The organism is Nitrosospira sp. TNL300, assembly GCF_055385915.1.
Map to the genome: position 1 here is coordinate 2,348,676 of NZ_AP041005.1, position 14,390 is coordinate 2,363,065.

Consider the following 14,390-nt stretch of genomic DNA (forward strand, 5'->3'; position numbering starts at 1 on the left):
TTATAGAATGCCCATGCCTGTCTTAACCTTCCTCTGCAAGAACCTACTCACATGCTAGCGCGGTGGCGGTGGTGGGCTTACCCTTTGGCCGCGCTTTTTGCATTGGGTGTCATCGGGGCCCTGGTTTTTGGTTTCGCAGCATTGGTAACCATCCGTGCCTTACCCTCGCTCGATGCTTTGACAGACTATCGGCCCAAGGTACCCTTACGCGTATATAGCGCGGAGGGCATCCTGATCGGTGAGTTTGGAGAAGAACGACGTCAGGTTGTCAAAATCGATTCAGTTCCGCTGCGACTGAAGCAGGCAATTCTGGCTGCCGAAGACGACCGGTTTTATCAGCATGGTGGAGTAGACTACACTGGCATATTGCGTGCTGCTTATTCCAATTTCACCTCCGGCGGCCTGCGTCAGGGTGCCAGCACCATCACGATGCAGGTGGCACGAAATTTTTTCCTGACAAAGGAAAAAACACTGAACCGTAAATTCAGCGAAGCTCTGCTTGCATTCAAGATCGAACACAGTTTAAGCAAGGACCAGATTCTCGAGCTCTACTTCAACCAGATTTATCTAGGTCAGCGTTCTTATGGTTTTGCCGCTGCCGCGCAGGTTTACTTCGGTAAAAGCCTGAACAGGATCAATCTGGCGGAAGCCGCGATGCTCGCGGGACTCCCCAAAGCGCCTTCGCGCTTCAATCCGGTCGTCAATCCGCAACGCGCGCGAGCGCGGCAGGTATATGTGCTCCGACGCATGCGTGATCTGGGCTACATTCCGAACGAGGAGTTCGAACGAGCGGAAAAACAACCGCTGCAAATCAGGCGGGAATCGCAGGAATACGCTCTGCGGGCGGATTACGTCGCAGAAATGGCGCGCCAGGCCATGTATCAGCGCCACCACGAAGATGCGTACACGAGAGGCTACAAGGTCTATACCACTATCCGTTTTCTCGATCAGGAAGCCGCTTATAATGCGGTACGCCAAGGCGTGCTGGACTACGACGACCGGCACGGTTATCGCGGTCCGGAAGCAGTCATAAAGCTGTCGGCGGAAGACTTGAAGCGGGAAGAAATACTCGAGGAAGCCTTGCAGGAGGTGACTGACAGCGATGGCATTCTTGCCGCAGTAGCACTGGAGGCCAACCCGAAGCGGGTCAAGGCATACCGCAAAGGCGGCGAGATCATCGAAATCAAGGGCGACGGGCTCAAATTCGCGCAGCAATTTCTGACTGCCAAACCTGCTGCCAACCAGCAGGTCATTCGACCCGGCTCCCTGATTCGTGTCCACAAAAACGAAAAGGGCGCCTGGGAGATTACACAGCTGCCGCAAGTAGAGGCTTCACTGGTCGCCATTAATCCCCACGATGGGGCAATCCGGGCCATGGTGGGAGGGTTTGATTTCAACCGCAACCAGTTCAACCACGTTACTCAGGCATGGCGCCAGCCTGGTTCCAGCTTCAAGCCATTCATTTATTCCGCGTCTCTGGAAAAAGGCTTCACACCGGCCACTGTCATCAATGATGCTCCACTTTCGTTTACGGCCGAAGAAACCGGGAGCGATCAGTGGGATCCTCGAAATTTCGGGGACAGGTATGATGGGCCGGTGCGCATGCGTGAAGCGCTGGCGAGGTCAAAGAATCTGGTATCCATTCGCATTCTGCAGGCAATCGACGTGCAGTACGCGCAGGATTACGTGGCACGCTTCGGTTTTGATCCCAAGCAGCACCCAGCCTACCTTGCGATGGCGCTCGGGGTAGGTTCAGTCACCCCGATGCAGATGGCGGTAGGTTACGCTGCATTCGCCAACGGCGGATTTCTGATATCCCCCTATCTCATACAGCGCGTAGAGGATGTCAACGGCAATATCGTAGAGCAACCGAAGCCCCTGCTGGCAGGTGAAAACGCCAAGCAGATTATCGATCCGCGCAATGCCTTTCTCATGTCCAGCATGATGCGGGATGTGGTGCAGCGCGGAACCGCAACTAAAGCGAAACAGTTGGGCCGTAACGATCTGGCTGGTAAAACCGGTACTACCAGTAATTATGTCGATGCCTGGTTCTGCGGATATCAGCCCGATCTGGTCGCCATTGCCTGGATCGGTTTCGATAACCCGAAATCGATGGGAGACAATGAAACCGGCGGTCGGGCGGCACTCCCCATATGGATGAATTATATGGACAAGGCATTGAAAGGTGTACCGGTCGCCTCCTATTCCCCTCCGAGTGGTATCACAACCGCCAGGATCAATCCGGAAACCGGCCTGAGGGGCACCGGCGCGACGCTGGAGGAATACTTCATGGAGGAGCAACTTCCTCCCGAAGAGGAGGATCCGATAGATATCACGATCAGATCGGTGGAAGACATCATAAACGACTTTCTGTCGAATTAGAAATGGTGCGATTCCTGCTTCCTGCCTGTTCGTCCTCCAGCCCCTATCTCAGTTCAGCCCGGTTCAGCGCTGCCTCAGCCATTCAGCCACTTCGGTGGCGTAGTATGTCAGAATACCATCGGCGCCCGCGCGCTTGCAGGCAAGCAGCGCTTCAAGCACACAGGCCTTTTCATCCAGCCAGCCGTTTTGCCCGGCTGCTTTCAGCATCGCATACTCGCCGCTCACCTGATAAACGAAGGTGGGCGCTCCGAAGCGCTCCTTGATGCGCCGAACGATGTCGAGATAAGGCAGCCCTGGCTTGATCATGACCATATCCGCACCTTCCTCCAGATCCAGCCCCACTTCCCATAATGCTTCATCCGAGTTGGCAGGATCCATCTGATAGGTGTATTTGTTTCCAGCACCCAGATTGGCAGCCGAACCCACCGCATCGCGAAAGGGGCCATAAAAACTGGATGCATATTTTGCGGAATAAGCAAGGATACGGGTATGAATAAAGCCCCGGTTCTCCAACGCAGTGCGAATTGCGCCTATGCGCCCATCCATCATATCCGACGGCGCAACCACGTCAGCGCCCGCCTGGGCATGCGCCAGAGCCTGTTGAGTCAAAACGGCCACCGTTTCCTCGTTCATTACATAACCGCTGTCATCGATCAATCCATCCTGTCCATGACTCGTGTATGGGTCGAGGGCGATGTCGGTAATGATACCAAGTTCGGGAAAGCGTGCTTTCAACGCGCTTACTACGCGCGGTACCAGGCCCGAGGGATTGAGCGCTTCGGAGGCGGTTTCATTTTTCAGCCCCGCATCGATGACCGGAAAGATAGCCAGTGCCGGGATTCCCAGTTCCAGGCATTTTTCAGCACGAGATAGCAGAACGTCCAGGCTTTGCCGCACAACGCCGGGCATGGACGGAACTTTTTCCTCACGTTTTTCACCATCCAGCACGAATACCGGATAGATCAGGTCATCCGCATGTAACTGATTCTCACGCATCAGGCGGCGGGAAAATTCATCGCGGCGCATGCGCCGCATTCTTTTTTGGGGAAATTGACTAATGACTGGCATGATAATTCTGCAAAAAAAGAAAAAATCTGATAAAAAATCAAAAATCCGGGAACTTGCGGCTGGATTTTATATCTTACTGGCAGACGTTGTTTATTTGTCTCCCGCTTTTCCTCCCTGAGCGGGTACCTTAATCCCTATTAAGGTAGTTTGCCCCCGGTTTTATTCCCCTTTAACCGGGGGTTTTTTATTTCTGGCGTTCGGTGCTTTCCGGCATATTTCCCTTATTGCTTCCCGGCACGCCAACTTCCCCGATCACCTCGGTTTCCGGGTCGATCCCTGATCCGAACCATGCATCAAGCAAGGCAGACGCCTCCTCAACACCTTCTCTGCTTGTGCTGGAAAACAATTGTACGCTGCATTGTGGATAAGATTCACGTAAAAAACCCAGCACGGTTTTGAGAACTTTCTGCCCCTGCTGCCTCGTAAGCTTGTCCGATTTGGTAAGCAGCACATGCACCGCTTTCTTTGTTGGCGCAAACCAGGCAAGCATTTGCCGATCCAGCGGTGTTAAAGGATGCCGTGCATCCATGATAAGAACCATGCCGTGAAGCGATTGCCTCGTCTGAAGGTAAGTGCCGAGGAGGCGCTCCCAATGCTGACGGACTTCCGCTGGCACTTTGGCATAACCGTAGCCAGGCAGATCCACCAGGAATCTGTCGTTCCCCAACTGGAAAAAATTCAGATGCTGGGTTCGTCCCGGTGTTTTACTGACGAAAGCGAGACGATTACGGTTTGCCAGAGCGTTGATTGCACTGGACTTGCCCGCGTTCGAGCGGCCGGCGAAGGCTATCTCGACCCCAACAGGCACAGGCAGGTCGCGCAGCTCGCTGACGGTAGTATAAAAGGTTGCGTTCTGAAAAACGGACATATCCAGTCTACGTCCGCGGGACGCAAAAGCAGATTAATTTCCGATGGAATCTTCCGAGGAAGCCGCGGCTCCTCCCGAAGCTGTTTCTGAAGTCTCCCGGGCAATGGCCAGCAGGCCTTGCAGAACGAGATTATCCATCACTTTCACATTCACGTTAAGCTGGAGTTGCAACTGTTGCGCTGCACCGCCGCTGAGAATGCACTCGGGCATGCGACCGAGAGTACCGGCAAGCAAGGCCGCCATGCGTTCTATTGCGCCCGCCATCGCGTGCAACGCACCACTATAGAGCGCATCGGCGGTGCTGTCAGGATAATCGCAAAATTTTCCGTCCCCCGATTCCAGCGATCCAAGGTTCTCCACCGGTATCTTCTGCATCAGATCGATGCCAGGGGTAATGATTCCCCCGAGAAATTCACCTGTGTCGGAAAGGGCATCTACCGTCATGGCGGTTCCCGCATCGACTACCAGACACCCCTGTCGTTCCAGCACCCACGCTGCCAAGAGCGCTGCCCAGCGATCACTGCCAAGCTGCGCAGGGTTGGCGTAATAGTTGCGGACACCGCATTGATAGGGAGCGGCAGTAACCCATTGCGGCTCCGCTTTCCACCGTGCCAGTAGCTCCGACAGGCTGGTCTTGATCCGGGTGTTGGCGACATTGGATATCAATACACGTGAAGGTTCGTGCAGATTCCTCCATTCTCGCTCGAGCCGCGCTGTGTCGCCCTGCGCCGCGACCCCTTGCATGAGCCAGTTGCGGCCATCGTGCAGACCCCATTTCACGCGTGTATTGCCGGAATCCACCGCCAGCAGAAGCGGTTTCATTTATGCCGTCCTGCGCAGCGATATCTCGCCGCCGCTGAAACTGCGAAGACCCAGTGACGTTTGCAGCAACAACGATCCGCTATCCGATACCCCGTGCACCATCCCCTCCTGGCCCGACCCGTCAGGCAGCTTGAGGGTGACAGCCTTGCCTTCACATACATGACGATCAACCCATTCCTCCTTGAACGGCGCAAAACCCGATTGCTCAAATTCTCTCAATACTCGAGCAATATTTAGCAACAATTCAGCCAGCAATTTATTGCGATCCGGCATTTCTCCACTGATGGAAAAAATATCCGTTGCGCCCTGGTCTATCCGCGCCTGAACGCTGTCGGACAACTTCAGGTTCATGCCTACGCCGATTACAGCGACGGTGGGACCGAGCATATCGCCATGCAGCTCTATCAGTATGCCTGCCAGTTTACAGAAATTGAACATGACATCGTTTGGCCATTTGAGTACGGCTCCTTGTATCCCCGAGGATTCGAGCGCACGTACTATTGCAACTCCTATGGCGAGGCTCAAACCCGAAAGGAAGCTTGCGCTTTGCTGAAACCGCCATAGCACGGAAAACGCGAGACCGACTCCCAGGCCAGAGTGCCATTGCCGTCCTCTTCGTCCACGCCCCTTCGTTTGCAGCTCGGCCGCTACCACATGAATGGGTCTGTCACCCGGGCTCAACCGGTTGTCCGCCTCATGCAGTAAAAGGCTGTTTGTGGAATCGATCGTATCGAGTATTTCCAGATTGAACTTGTCTGCCCGATTACCGAGATGCTCAAGAATGGTATTACGTTCCAGCCATTGCACCTGGTCGAGCAGGCGGTAGCCGCGCCCCTTGATTTTATGGATGGTCAATCCGGCTTCATCCACGTCGCGGAGTGCGTTCGATACGCTGGCGCGGGAAACTCCCAGAGCTTCGGCAATAGCCGGACCTGAATGAAATTCATTATCGCTCAGCAGCCGGAGAATGGAAAAGGCGAGTGGATTCATGTAACCAGTGTAGTGCAAATAAATGGAAATGGAACTTTGCTACGCGCATTCTCGCTCATTGCAGAAGAAATGCAGGAAGAAAGTCAGTGGGCATACCTGGCCGAATTTGGCTCGATACGTTATTCAACTATAATGAGCAGCCAGGCAAGTACAAACGAACAGGCGGGAGCAGAACGGCGTTTCCGTTTGCCCATTCCCGGAAAAGACGAGCAGGAATTCCCTTCAAGAGGTCCAGTTTGAACGAAAAAGCTACACTTGGCGATGTAACATCGTCCGCGTCCAATTTCATACGCAATATCATCGAAGAAGACAATCTTACCGGCAAGTGGAACGGACGGGTTGAAACACGCTTTCCGCCCGAACCCAACGGCTACCTGCATATCGGTCATGCCAAAAGCATTTGCCTCAATTTCGGCCTGGCGCGGGACTATAACGGGATATGTCATCTACGCTTCGATGACACCAACCCCGAAAAAGAAGAGCAGGAGTATGTCGATTCAATAATGGATGCGGTAAGATGGCTCGGCTTCGAATGGGGCGAGCACCTGCACTATGCGTCGGACTATTTTGACAAGCTCTACGAGTTTGCCGAACACCTCATCAAGCAGGGTAACGCCTACGTGGACAGCCTGACTGCCGAGGAAATCCGGGCGCTCCGTGGTACGCTTACCGAGGCGGGTGAAAACAGTCCCTATCGTGACCGCTCCATCGAGGAAAATCTTGACCTGTTTCGCCGCATGAAGGCTGGCGAGTTTCCTGACGGCGCTCACGTTCTGCGCACCAGAATCGATATGACTTCCCCCAATATCAATCTGCGCGATCCCGTGATTTACCGGATTCGCCATGTCCGCCATCATCGGACGGGTGACAAATGGTGTATTTATCCAATGTATGACTACACCCACTGCATATCCGATGCATTGGAAAGGATCACGCACTCGCTGTGCACACTGGAATTCGAGGATCACCGTCCCCTCTATGACTGGGTACTGGATCAGTTGGCAGACGTCGTTCCATGTCATCCGCAACAGATCGAATTTGCGCGTTTGAATCTCACCTACACCGTCATGAGCAAGCGCAAGCTGATCGAGCTGGTTACCGGAGGTTTTGTGGACGGATGGGATGACCCTCGCATGAATACGCTTGCCGGAGTAAGACGACGCGGCTATACACCCGCATCCATCCGCCTGTTTGCAGAACGCATCGGCGTCAGCAAGGCCGATTCATGGATAGACATGGGCATCCTGGAAGACTGCCTGCGCGAAGATATGAATGAGCGCGCACAGCGGCGCCTGGCCATCCTCGATCCGCTCAAGGTCGTTATCGATAACTATCCGGAGAATGCCGAGGAAGAGTGCCTTGCCTCCAATCATCCGCAAAAGCCGGAATGGGGAAGCCGCACCGTACCCCTGACGAAAACGATCTACATCGAGCGCAGCGACTTCATGGAGAATCCTCCCAAAGGCTATTTCCGCCTGTCGCCCGGCGGCGAAGTACGATTGCGATACGCCTACATCGTAAAATGTGTGGATGTTGTGAAAGGCGTCAGTGGAGAAATCCTGGAAATCCATTGCACCTATGACCCGGACAGCAAGAGCGGCACCCCGGGAGCCGATAAGCGCAAAGTCAAGGGCAACATTCACTGGCTCTCAGCTGCCCATGCGCAACCAGCCGAAGTACGACTTTATGATCGCTTGTTCAGTCAGGCTCACCCTGACACGGGCGGCCAGGACTACAAAGCGTTTCTGAATCCGGATTCAAAGAAGGTCCTTGCAGCCTATGTCGAGCCCGCACTCATGACAGCGCAACCGGAAGAACGTTTTCAATTCGAGCGTCATGGCTACTTTGTTGCAGACCTGAAGGAAACAAAACCGGGAAGACCCGTATTCAATCGCGCGGTCACCCTGCGTGATTCGTGGGGAAAACCGGGTTGATTTCTGACAAGTATGCTGGCTCCGCTGTGAGCAGGGCAGCGCCAATTTGTACGATTTTGCTCCCCCGCCAGTTGAATGGACTGCTTGTATCGAGATTCCCTTAAATTGGTACTTCCCTTTCTCGTTTTTTTTCGCTAGGATACTGAAAAATGACAGACCGCCGAAAATTGCTGGTCTACGAAGCAACAAAAATATAATTCCTGATATTCTTGTATCTGTCCCTGCCACTTCTGGTATCACAATGTGGCAAGTATCATTAATGTACCCCTGCCCTTGCAGAATTAACTGGACGTCAGTCGTACATATTTCATTTGAGCGATTTGGAAAAGCACATGAGTCATACCCACCATATTTCTGACGGAAATTTTGAGACCGAAGTATTGCAATCGACAGTACCTGTACTGGTTGACTATTGGGCAGAATGGTGTGGACCCTGCAAAATGATAGCACCCATCCTGGACGAGGTGGCCAAAGAATATGGTGACCGTCTCAAGGTTGCCAAGCTCAATATTGACGAAAACCAGGCTACGCCCCCCAAATATGGCATTCGCGGTATCCCTACCCTCATGCTCTTCAAAAACGGAAATATTGAAGCCACCAAAGTGGGCGCGTTATCGAAATCCCAGCTCACTGCTTTTATTGACAGTCATATCTAAAACTGTTAAGTTATAATTAACGCATTCCGCAAACTCTCCGGTTAGTTTCCGGTTCGATTACGTTCGCCGCTTCGAATTCTCGTTCGGCTCCATTAGTTTTCCCAACGCTTCCTGACGCTTTCTTTACGTCCCTCTTCTTCACCCACGGATTCCGTTCATGCATCTATCCGACCTCAAAAACTTCCATGTCACCGAACTGGTGGAGATGGCAATTGCCAATGAAATTGACGGCGCCAACCGACTACGGAAACAGGATCTGATTTTCGCGTTATTGAAGAATCAGGCACGGAAAGGCGAAAGCATTTTCGGCGAAGGCACCCTGGAAGTGCTACAGGATGGTTTCGGCTTCTTGCGTTCTCCCGACACTTCATATCTCGCCGGTCCGGATGACATTTATGTCTCACCCAGCCAGATACGACGCTTCAACCTTCATACGGGGGATTCGATAGAGGGTGAAATAAGGACGCCCAAGGATGGAGAGCGTTATTTTGCGCTGGTCAAGGTCGATAAGGTCAATGGAGAACCTCCTGAAAACTCCAAGCACAAGATACTGTTTGAAAATCTCACTCCACTCTTTCCCACAGAGCGGCTGCAGCTCGAACGCGAGATCAAAGCCGAAGAAAACGTTACCAGCCGCATCATCGATCTGATTGCACCCATCGGCAAAGGACAGCGGGGTCTCCTGGTAGCCAGTCCCAAATCGGGTAAGACCGTCATGCTTCAGCACATCGCCCACGCCATTGCCGCCAATTACCCGGATGTGATGCTGATGGTGCTGCTGATAGACGAGCGGCCCGAAGAAGTGACCGAGATGATCCGGTCGGTAAGAGGTGAAGTGATTTCTTCCACTTTCGATGAGCCGGCTGTACGTCATGTGCAGGTAGCGGATATGGTCATCGAAAAAGCCAAACGGCTGGTGGAACACAAGAAGGACGTGGTAATCCTGCTGGATTCGATCACCCGGCTCGCGCGGGCCTATAACACAGTGGTACCTGCTTCCGGCAAGGTGCTGACGGGTGGTGTGGATGCCAACGCATTGCAGCGTCCGAAGCGGTTTTTTGGCGCGGCGCGCAACATCGAAGAAGGCGGCTCTCTCACCATTATTGCCACCGCTCTGGTCGATACCGGCTCGCGCATGGACGATGTGATTTATGAGGAATTCAAGGGCACCGGCAACATGGAAATCCATCTTGACCGGCGCATGGCAGAAAAGCGCATTTATCCCGCCATCAACGTCAACCGTTCCGGCACTCGTCGGGAAGAACTCCTGATCAAGCCCGATGTGCTGCAAAAAATCTGGGTACTGCGCAAGCTGCTCTACCCGATGGATGACATGGAAGCAATGGAATTTCTGCTCGACAAGGTCAAGGCGACGAAGAACAACGCGGATTTCTTCGACTCAATGCGACGGGTCTAAAATTATTCATCCCAAACATCAGGCACCTCCGCCTTTCGGAATGCCTTGTTGCATCTCGTTTCCGAGTGGAGGATAATACGCGGCTTTCCCCGAAATCAGGCAGACATCGTGCGGGGAGCATTTGCAATGCTGAGGATCATTTCATGAAGCCAGACATTCATCCAGATTATCAGGAAATAACCGTGACCTGCAGTTGCGGTAGCACTTTTCAAACCCGCTCCACCATGGGCAAACCCCTGCATATCGAGGTTTGCTCGGTTTGTCATCCGTTCTATACAGGTAAACAAAAAATCGTCGATACTGCCGGCCGTGTCGAGAAGTTCCGTCAGAAATACGGCAAGAAAGCGGAAAAGCAACCGGCGGCTTGATAGTCGGTTACTGAACTTTGAAAAAGGCAGCTCTTGGCTGCCTTTTTTACTTCCAGTGGATAAGATGAGTTTTATGAGCTCATTTTTAAATCGCTGCTGTGCTCGGCTGCATGTACCTGCTTGCGACAGGATAAACCACACCGTGCGGGGGTGATTCTATCATGATGGCAAGCTTGCCTTCTGGCCGGAAGCGCCGACTCGCCTGCCGCATTCGCGCGTTATCAGCCTGAATTTTCCCATGCGATGAAAGCTTCCGACCCCTTACCGAGGAGGAAAAAATTGCGCCTGCTCAATGGGCAATACCTGAAGGTGAGCCCATAGTGGGACAAATCATAAAGATCCTCAAGTAGGCAAATTTTTGCTGCCCCTCGTAAACAGGATGAACTGGCGAAAACACGAGTAAAGATTCTCTACTCGTAAAATAACCAAATGGCCGTTGAAATCCGCATTCATGAGTCGCAAAGCCGCTCGACTGGCTTACGTAATTTCGAGTCATGTGTCCGCTTTTTGCTGCGACGGGATTGAGATGGAACCTTCCCTGTTCATGGCGCGACAGCGCTCACCAAAAGTTCTTTTTATTTTCCGTCTCTTGATTTATTCGTTTGTCCGGGTCGGACTCTACGAGGGGCAGCTTGCAGGAAAAAATGAAAAGGATGGTGTTGGCAGCCTTTTTTCTAAATGCAAGCGCCTCCGCAGGAGCGGATAGCGACCTTGACAATAAACTGCGCTCGCCATTGACGCTCGCTGCCTATGTTGAAAGTTACTACAGTCAAGATTTCAACAAGCCGGTAAATAACGCTAAACCTCCTTTTCTCAGCAGCTTCAGCAAAAGCAACCAACCGGCAGTAAATCTCGCCTTCATAAAGGCATCGTACGCAACGCCTAGTATCAGGGCAAACTTTGCGCTGGCAGCAGGCACCTACATGAACGCCAACTATGCCGCGGAACCTGGCATTCTGGGCCATTTATACGAAGGCAGCATCGCCTTAAGGCTATCCGGCGAAAATAAACTCTGGCTGGAAGCCGGCGTTTTCCCTTCGCATATCGGCTTTGAAAGCGCCACAGGGAAAAACAATTGGACCCTGACGAGAAGCATGGCGGCGGAGAACACGCCCTATTTTGAGTCAGGTGCCAAGATCAACTTCACTTCAGCCGATGATAAATGGTTTTTAAGCGGATTGGTGCTGAACGGCTGGCAACATATAAAACCGGTGGATGGAAACACGCTTCCCGCCTTCGGCATGCAGGTTACCTACAGACCTTCTCCTGAAATAACGCTCAACAGCAGCACCTTTGCAGGCAGCGACAAACCCGACAGCCGCCGGCAAATGCGTTACTTCCATAATTTCTACGGGATTTTCAAACTGAATGAGGCGCTTGCCGCGACCGTTGGATTCGATATCGGTGTCGAACAAAAAAGCAAGCATTCGGGCAGCATGAATATGTGGTTCAACCCTACTGTCATCCTGAGATATGTGCAAACGCCCAGAACAGCCGTTGCTGTGAGAGCAGAATATTACGATGACAAACAAGGTGTAATCATTACATCCGCAACGCCTCATGGTTTCCGGGCATGGGGCTTTTCAGCCAATTTCGATTACAACATCACTGACAATCTGCTATGGAGGCTTGAGGCCAGAACGCTGCGCAGTAATGACGATATTTTTGCTGGTAAAAACGGTGCTTCCAGAGATAGCGCCACCTTTTTCACTACGTCTGTCGTCGCCCATTTTTAAGCGCAATATACATTCAGCGGAATCCGGCCAAGGTGTGTGCCCTGCCGAACAGTATGAGCCAGTAAAACGCGTTAATCTGTTTTCCATGCCGTAGCAGCAGCGACTGCAACGGAAATCAAGCTTAAGTTTTTCTAAATGGAGATCGATTCATGAACAAAGATCAAGTGAAGGGAACCGCGAAAGACGTCACAGGAAAAGTTCAGGAAGAGGCCGGAAGGGCTGTAGGAAGCAAGGAAGACGAAGCCAAAGGCCTCGGCAAGCAAATTTCCGGTAAAGCTCAAAAGAAATATGGAGATGCCAAGGAAGCCGTGAAGGACGCGGCAGATGACCTTTAAGCCAAGTGTTTCCGATATTCCCTCCCCTAACCCGCTTCGGCGGGTTTTTGTTTATTGGCAGCCCGCCTCGACAAAATCGATCTTTTGATACTTTAAGCTGCATTAAGTGCATTTGTGCTAAAGCGAACAGAATTAGGTGAATGACAAATATAAAATTAATGTAGGATTGAAAGTTTGAGACTCAAGTGTATGATATCAAGAGTTTTTTGACAGGTTCACTTATGGCCGTTTATCAGGACAGCAGTTTTCTTATTCGCTGCGACCACTTTGACTTCAACGTTAAGCTTGCCCCAGGTAGCAGGGCATCGGTTAGCGGTATCTATCGATGCATAGGCTGCGGCCATGAAATTGTGGCAGAGAAAGGGCAGCTGCTGCCGGAGCACGAAGAACATATCCACGGTTTCGAATTCGGGCCGCCACGCTGGCAGCTTATCGTCTTCATCCTCTAGCCCGCGCTTTTCCGGTCCCTTTCGAAGAGTCTTCATGGAGAACCGTGGAATAAGCTGAACCTGCACATCCGGCTGTAAACTCCTATGCTATCGAAGTTTACGTCTCAATTCCTTTTTTTCGCAGCTCCGCCTTTGCATCCTGGCTCTTCTCCAGATCCAGTTCCATGTATTTCAGCACCGCGGGGATTTTCGTAAATTGTATATCGCGATACTCGACTACCTGAATGCGATTACCCCAAGGATCGAGGAAGTCGAGGAAACCTTCTTCGAGCATTGTCGCTCCCGCCGCTTCAGCGAGTTCGCGCACATTTGAGCGGTCATCGACCACAAGGCCGAAATGCCTGGCATCATCCGGGCTTTGCGATCGACCTTCCATCAGTGCAATGAACTGGTCTCCCATATCGATAAAGGCAGCACCCTGGCCTCGTCCTCGTAATTTAAAGGTGAAGATGCGGCCATAAAAAGCCAGTGCTTCTTCAATATCGCCGACCTCCAGTGCAACATGGTTCATGCCGACCATGTGGGGTTTTGTCTTCTCGCCCATCTGTTTCCTCCGAATGAATGCAATATCCTGTTGCTGACACCATTACTTGTCTGTTTCAGGTTTTCCCTTATTACTTTCTCATATCCGGAACTGGTTTGATATCTCCTTCCTGGCCAGCCTGCCCGGCACCGCAAAACAGCAAGAACTGGTATAGTGTTTATACACCCTGCATAAGCAATGGATAATCCGTAATCACTCCATCCACGCCCAGTTGCCGGCACTCCTCATGCTCAGCCCGGGTTATCGGACCATAAACGAAGTTGCGAAAGCCATTCGCGGCGGCCTGCGTCAGCAAGGCTTCATCCAGCACATTGTAATCCCAAACCAGATGGTTGATCCTGGTGTTGCCATCACAATCGAAATCAGGCAACAGAGAATCGAGGGTTTGCGGCCTGTGTGCGACCAACAGCCCACAATTGAGTTTTAATGACGATGCGCAGATTGCAATCAGATCATGCCGGAAGGAGCTGACGATAATACGATGGCGGGTTTGATACTTTTCCAGAACACCGAATACCGTTGACAAGCGATCCAGGGTTTTGATCTCGATATTCCATAGTATGTCCGGAAAGTGCGCAAGCGCCTCATCCAGGGTAGGTATTTTGTACCCCAACACACCTTCGATTTCGCGATGAGCAAGATCAGACACTGCCTGTCCAGTTGCCATTACCCTGTCATGGACCAGCACCGGCACGCCGTCCCGGCTCATGCGTACATCGGTCTCGATACCGTTTACACCTGCCATTATCGCTGCTTCAAAAGCTTCGAGTGTATTTTCCGCAACTGCGGCGTGATAACCACGATGCGCCAGTATCAGCATA

The 14,390-nt window shown here is 52.2% G+C and carries 14 protein-coding genes; 7 read left to right on the forward strand and 7 right to left on the reverse strand.

From position 1 onward, the window contains the following. The first annotated feature begins 51 nt into the window (after positions 1-51). Positions 52-2,382, forward strand: a complete 2,331-nt coding sequence (locus ACZ5BW_RS10695) for a penicillin-binding protein 1A (protein ID WP_464539728.1) — start codon at positions 52-54, stop codon at positions 2,380-2,382. Positions 2,383-2,445: 63 nt separating this feature from the next. On the opposite strand, the gene hemB is transcribed toward ACZ5BW_RS10695, so the two are convergent. From hemB to ACZ5BW_RS10715, 4 genes are all read right to left on the reverse strand, one after another. Further along, positions 2,446-3,450, reverse strand: a complete 1,005-nt coding sequence (gene hemB, locus ACZ5BW_RS10700; RefSeq protein ID WP_464539730.1) for a porphobilinogen synthase — start codon at positions 3,448-3,450, stop codon at positions 2,446-2,448. 184 nt (positions 3,451-3,634) lie between these two features. Then, on the reverse strand, positions 3,635-4,318 hold the full coding sequence (gene yihA / locus ACZ5BW_RS10705; RefSeq protein WP_464539732.1) for a ribosome biogenesis GTP-binding protein YihA/YsxC: 684 nt from the start codon (positions 4,316-4,318) through the stop codon (positions 3,635-3,637). 33 nt (positions 4,319-4,351) lie between these two features. Then, on the reverse strand, positions 4,352-5,140 hold the full coding sequence (locus ACZ5BW_RS10710) for a type III pantothenate kinase (RefSeq protein ID WP_464539734.1): 789 nt from the start codon (positions 5,138-5,140) through the stop codon (positions 4,352-4,354). Beyond that, complete coding sequence (locus tag ACZ5BW_RS10715; RefSeq protein ID WP_464539736.1) at positions 5,141-6,130, reverse strand: biotin--[acetyl-CoA-carboxylase] ligase; 990 nt, start codon at positions 6,128-6,130, stop codon at positions 5,141-5,143. A 236-nt stretch (positions 6,131-6,366) separates the two neighbouring features. Here ACZ5BW_RS10715 and ACZ5BW_RS10720 point away from each other — a divergent pair, with 236 nt between their 5' ends. The 6 genes from ACZ5BW_RS10720 (at position 6,367) to ACZ5BW_RS10745 (ending at position 12,576) form a co-directional block, all read left to right on the forward strand. Beyond that, on the forward strand, positions 6,367-8,064 hold the full coding sequence (locus ACZ5BW_RS10720; RefSeq protein ID WP_464539738.1) for a glutamine--tRNA ligase/YqeY domain fusion protein: 1,698 nt from the start codon (positions 6,367-6,369) through the stop codon (positions 8,062-8,064). A 332-nt stretch (positions 8,065-8,396) separates the two neighbouring features. Next, positions 8,397-8,720 (forward strand): thioredoxin TrxA, encoded by a 324-nt coding sequence (gene trxA / locus ACZ5BW_RS10725; protein ID WP_011381389.1) that lies wholly within the window; start codon positions 8,397-8,399, stop codon positions 8,718-8,720. A 157-nt stretch (positions 8,721-8,877) separates the two neighbouring features. Then, positions 8,878-10,137, forward strand: coding sequence for a transcription termination factor Rho (gene rho, locus ACZ5BW_RS10730; protein WP_464539741.1), 1,260 nt, complete (start codon positions 8,878-8,880; stop codon positions 10,135-10,137). 143 nt (positions 10,138-10,280) lie between these two features. Next, on the forward strand, positions 10,281-10,505 hold the full coding sequence (gene rpmE / locus ACZ5BW_RS10735; RefSeq protein ID WP_464539743.1) for a 50S ribosomal protein L31: 225 nt from the start codon (positions 10,281-10,283) through the stop codon (positions 10,503-10,505). Between the two features lie 644 nt (positions 10,506-11,149). Further along, positions 11,150-12,241, forward strand: coding sequence for a porin (locus ACZ5BW_RS10740; RefSeq protein ID WP_464539746.1), 1,092 nt, complete (start codon positions 11,150-11,152; stop codon positions 12,239-12,241). Between the two features lie 149 nt (positions 12,242-12,390). Then, a complete protein-coding gene (locus tag ACZ5BW_RS10745; RefSeq protein ID WP_464539748.1) occupies positions 12,391-12,576 on the forward strand; it encodes a CsbD family protein in 186 nt (61 codons plus the stop codon). 215 nt (positions 12,577-12,791) lie between these two features. Here ACZ5BW_RS10745 and ACZ5BW_RS10750 read toward each other — a convergent pair whose 3' ends face one another. From ACZ5BW_RS10750 to ACZ5BW_RS10760, 3 genes are all read right to left on the reverse strand, one after another. Further along, complete coding sequence (locus ACZ5BW_RS10750) at positions 12,792-13,061, reverse strand: hypothetical protein (RefSeq protein ID WP_464539751.1); 270 nt, start codon at positions 13,059-13,061, stop codon at positions 12,792-12,794. Positions 13,062-13,122: 61 nt separating this feature from the next. Beyond that, a complete protein-coding gene (locus tag ACZ5BW_RS10755) occupies positions 13,123-13,569 on the reverse strand; it encodes a VOC family protein (RefSeq protein WP_464539753.1) in 447 nt (148 codons plus the stop codon). Between the two features lie 157 nt (positions 13,570-13,726). Beyond that, entirely contained in the window at positions 13,727-14,389 is a 663-nt protein-coding gene (locus tag ACZ5BW_RS10760; RefSeq protein WP_464539755.1) for a glycerophosphodiester phosphodiesterase, read from the reverse strand. Position 14,390 lies beyond the last annotated feature (1 nt).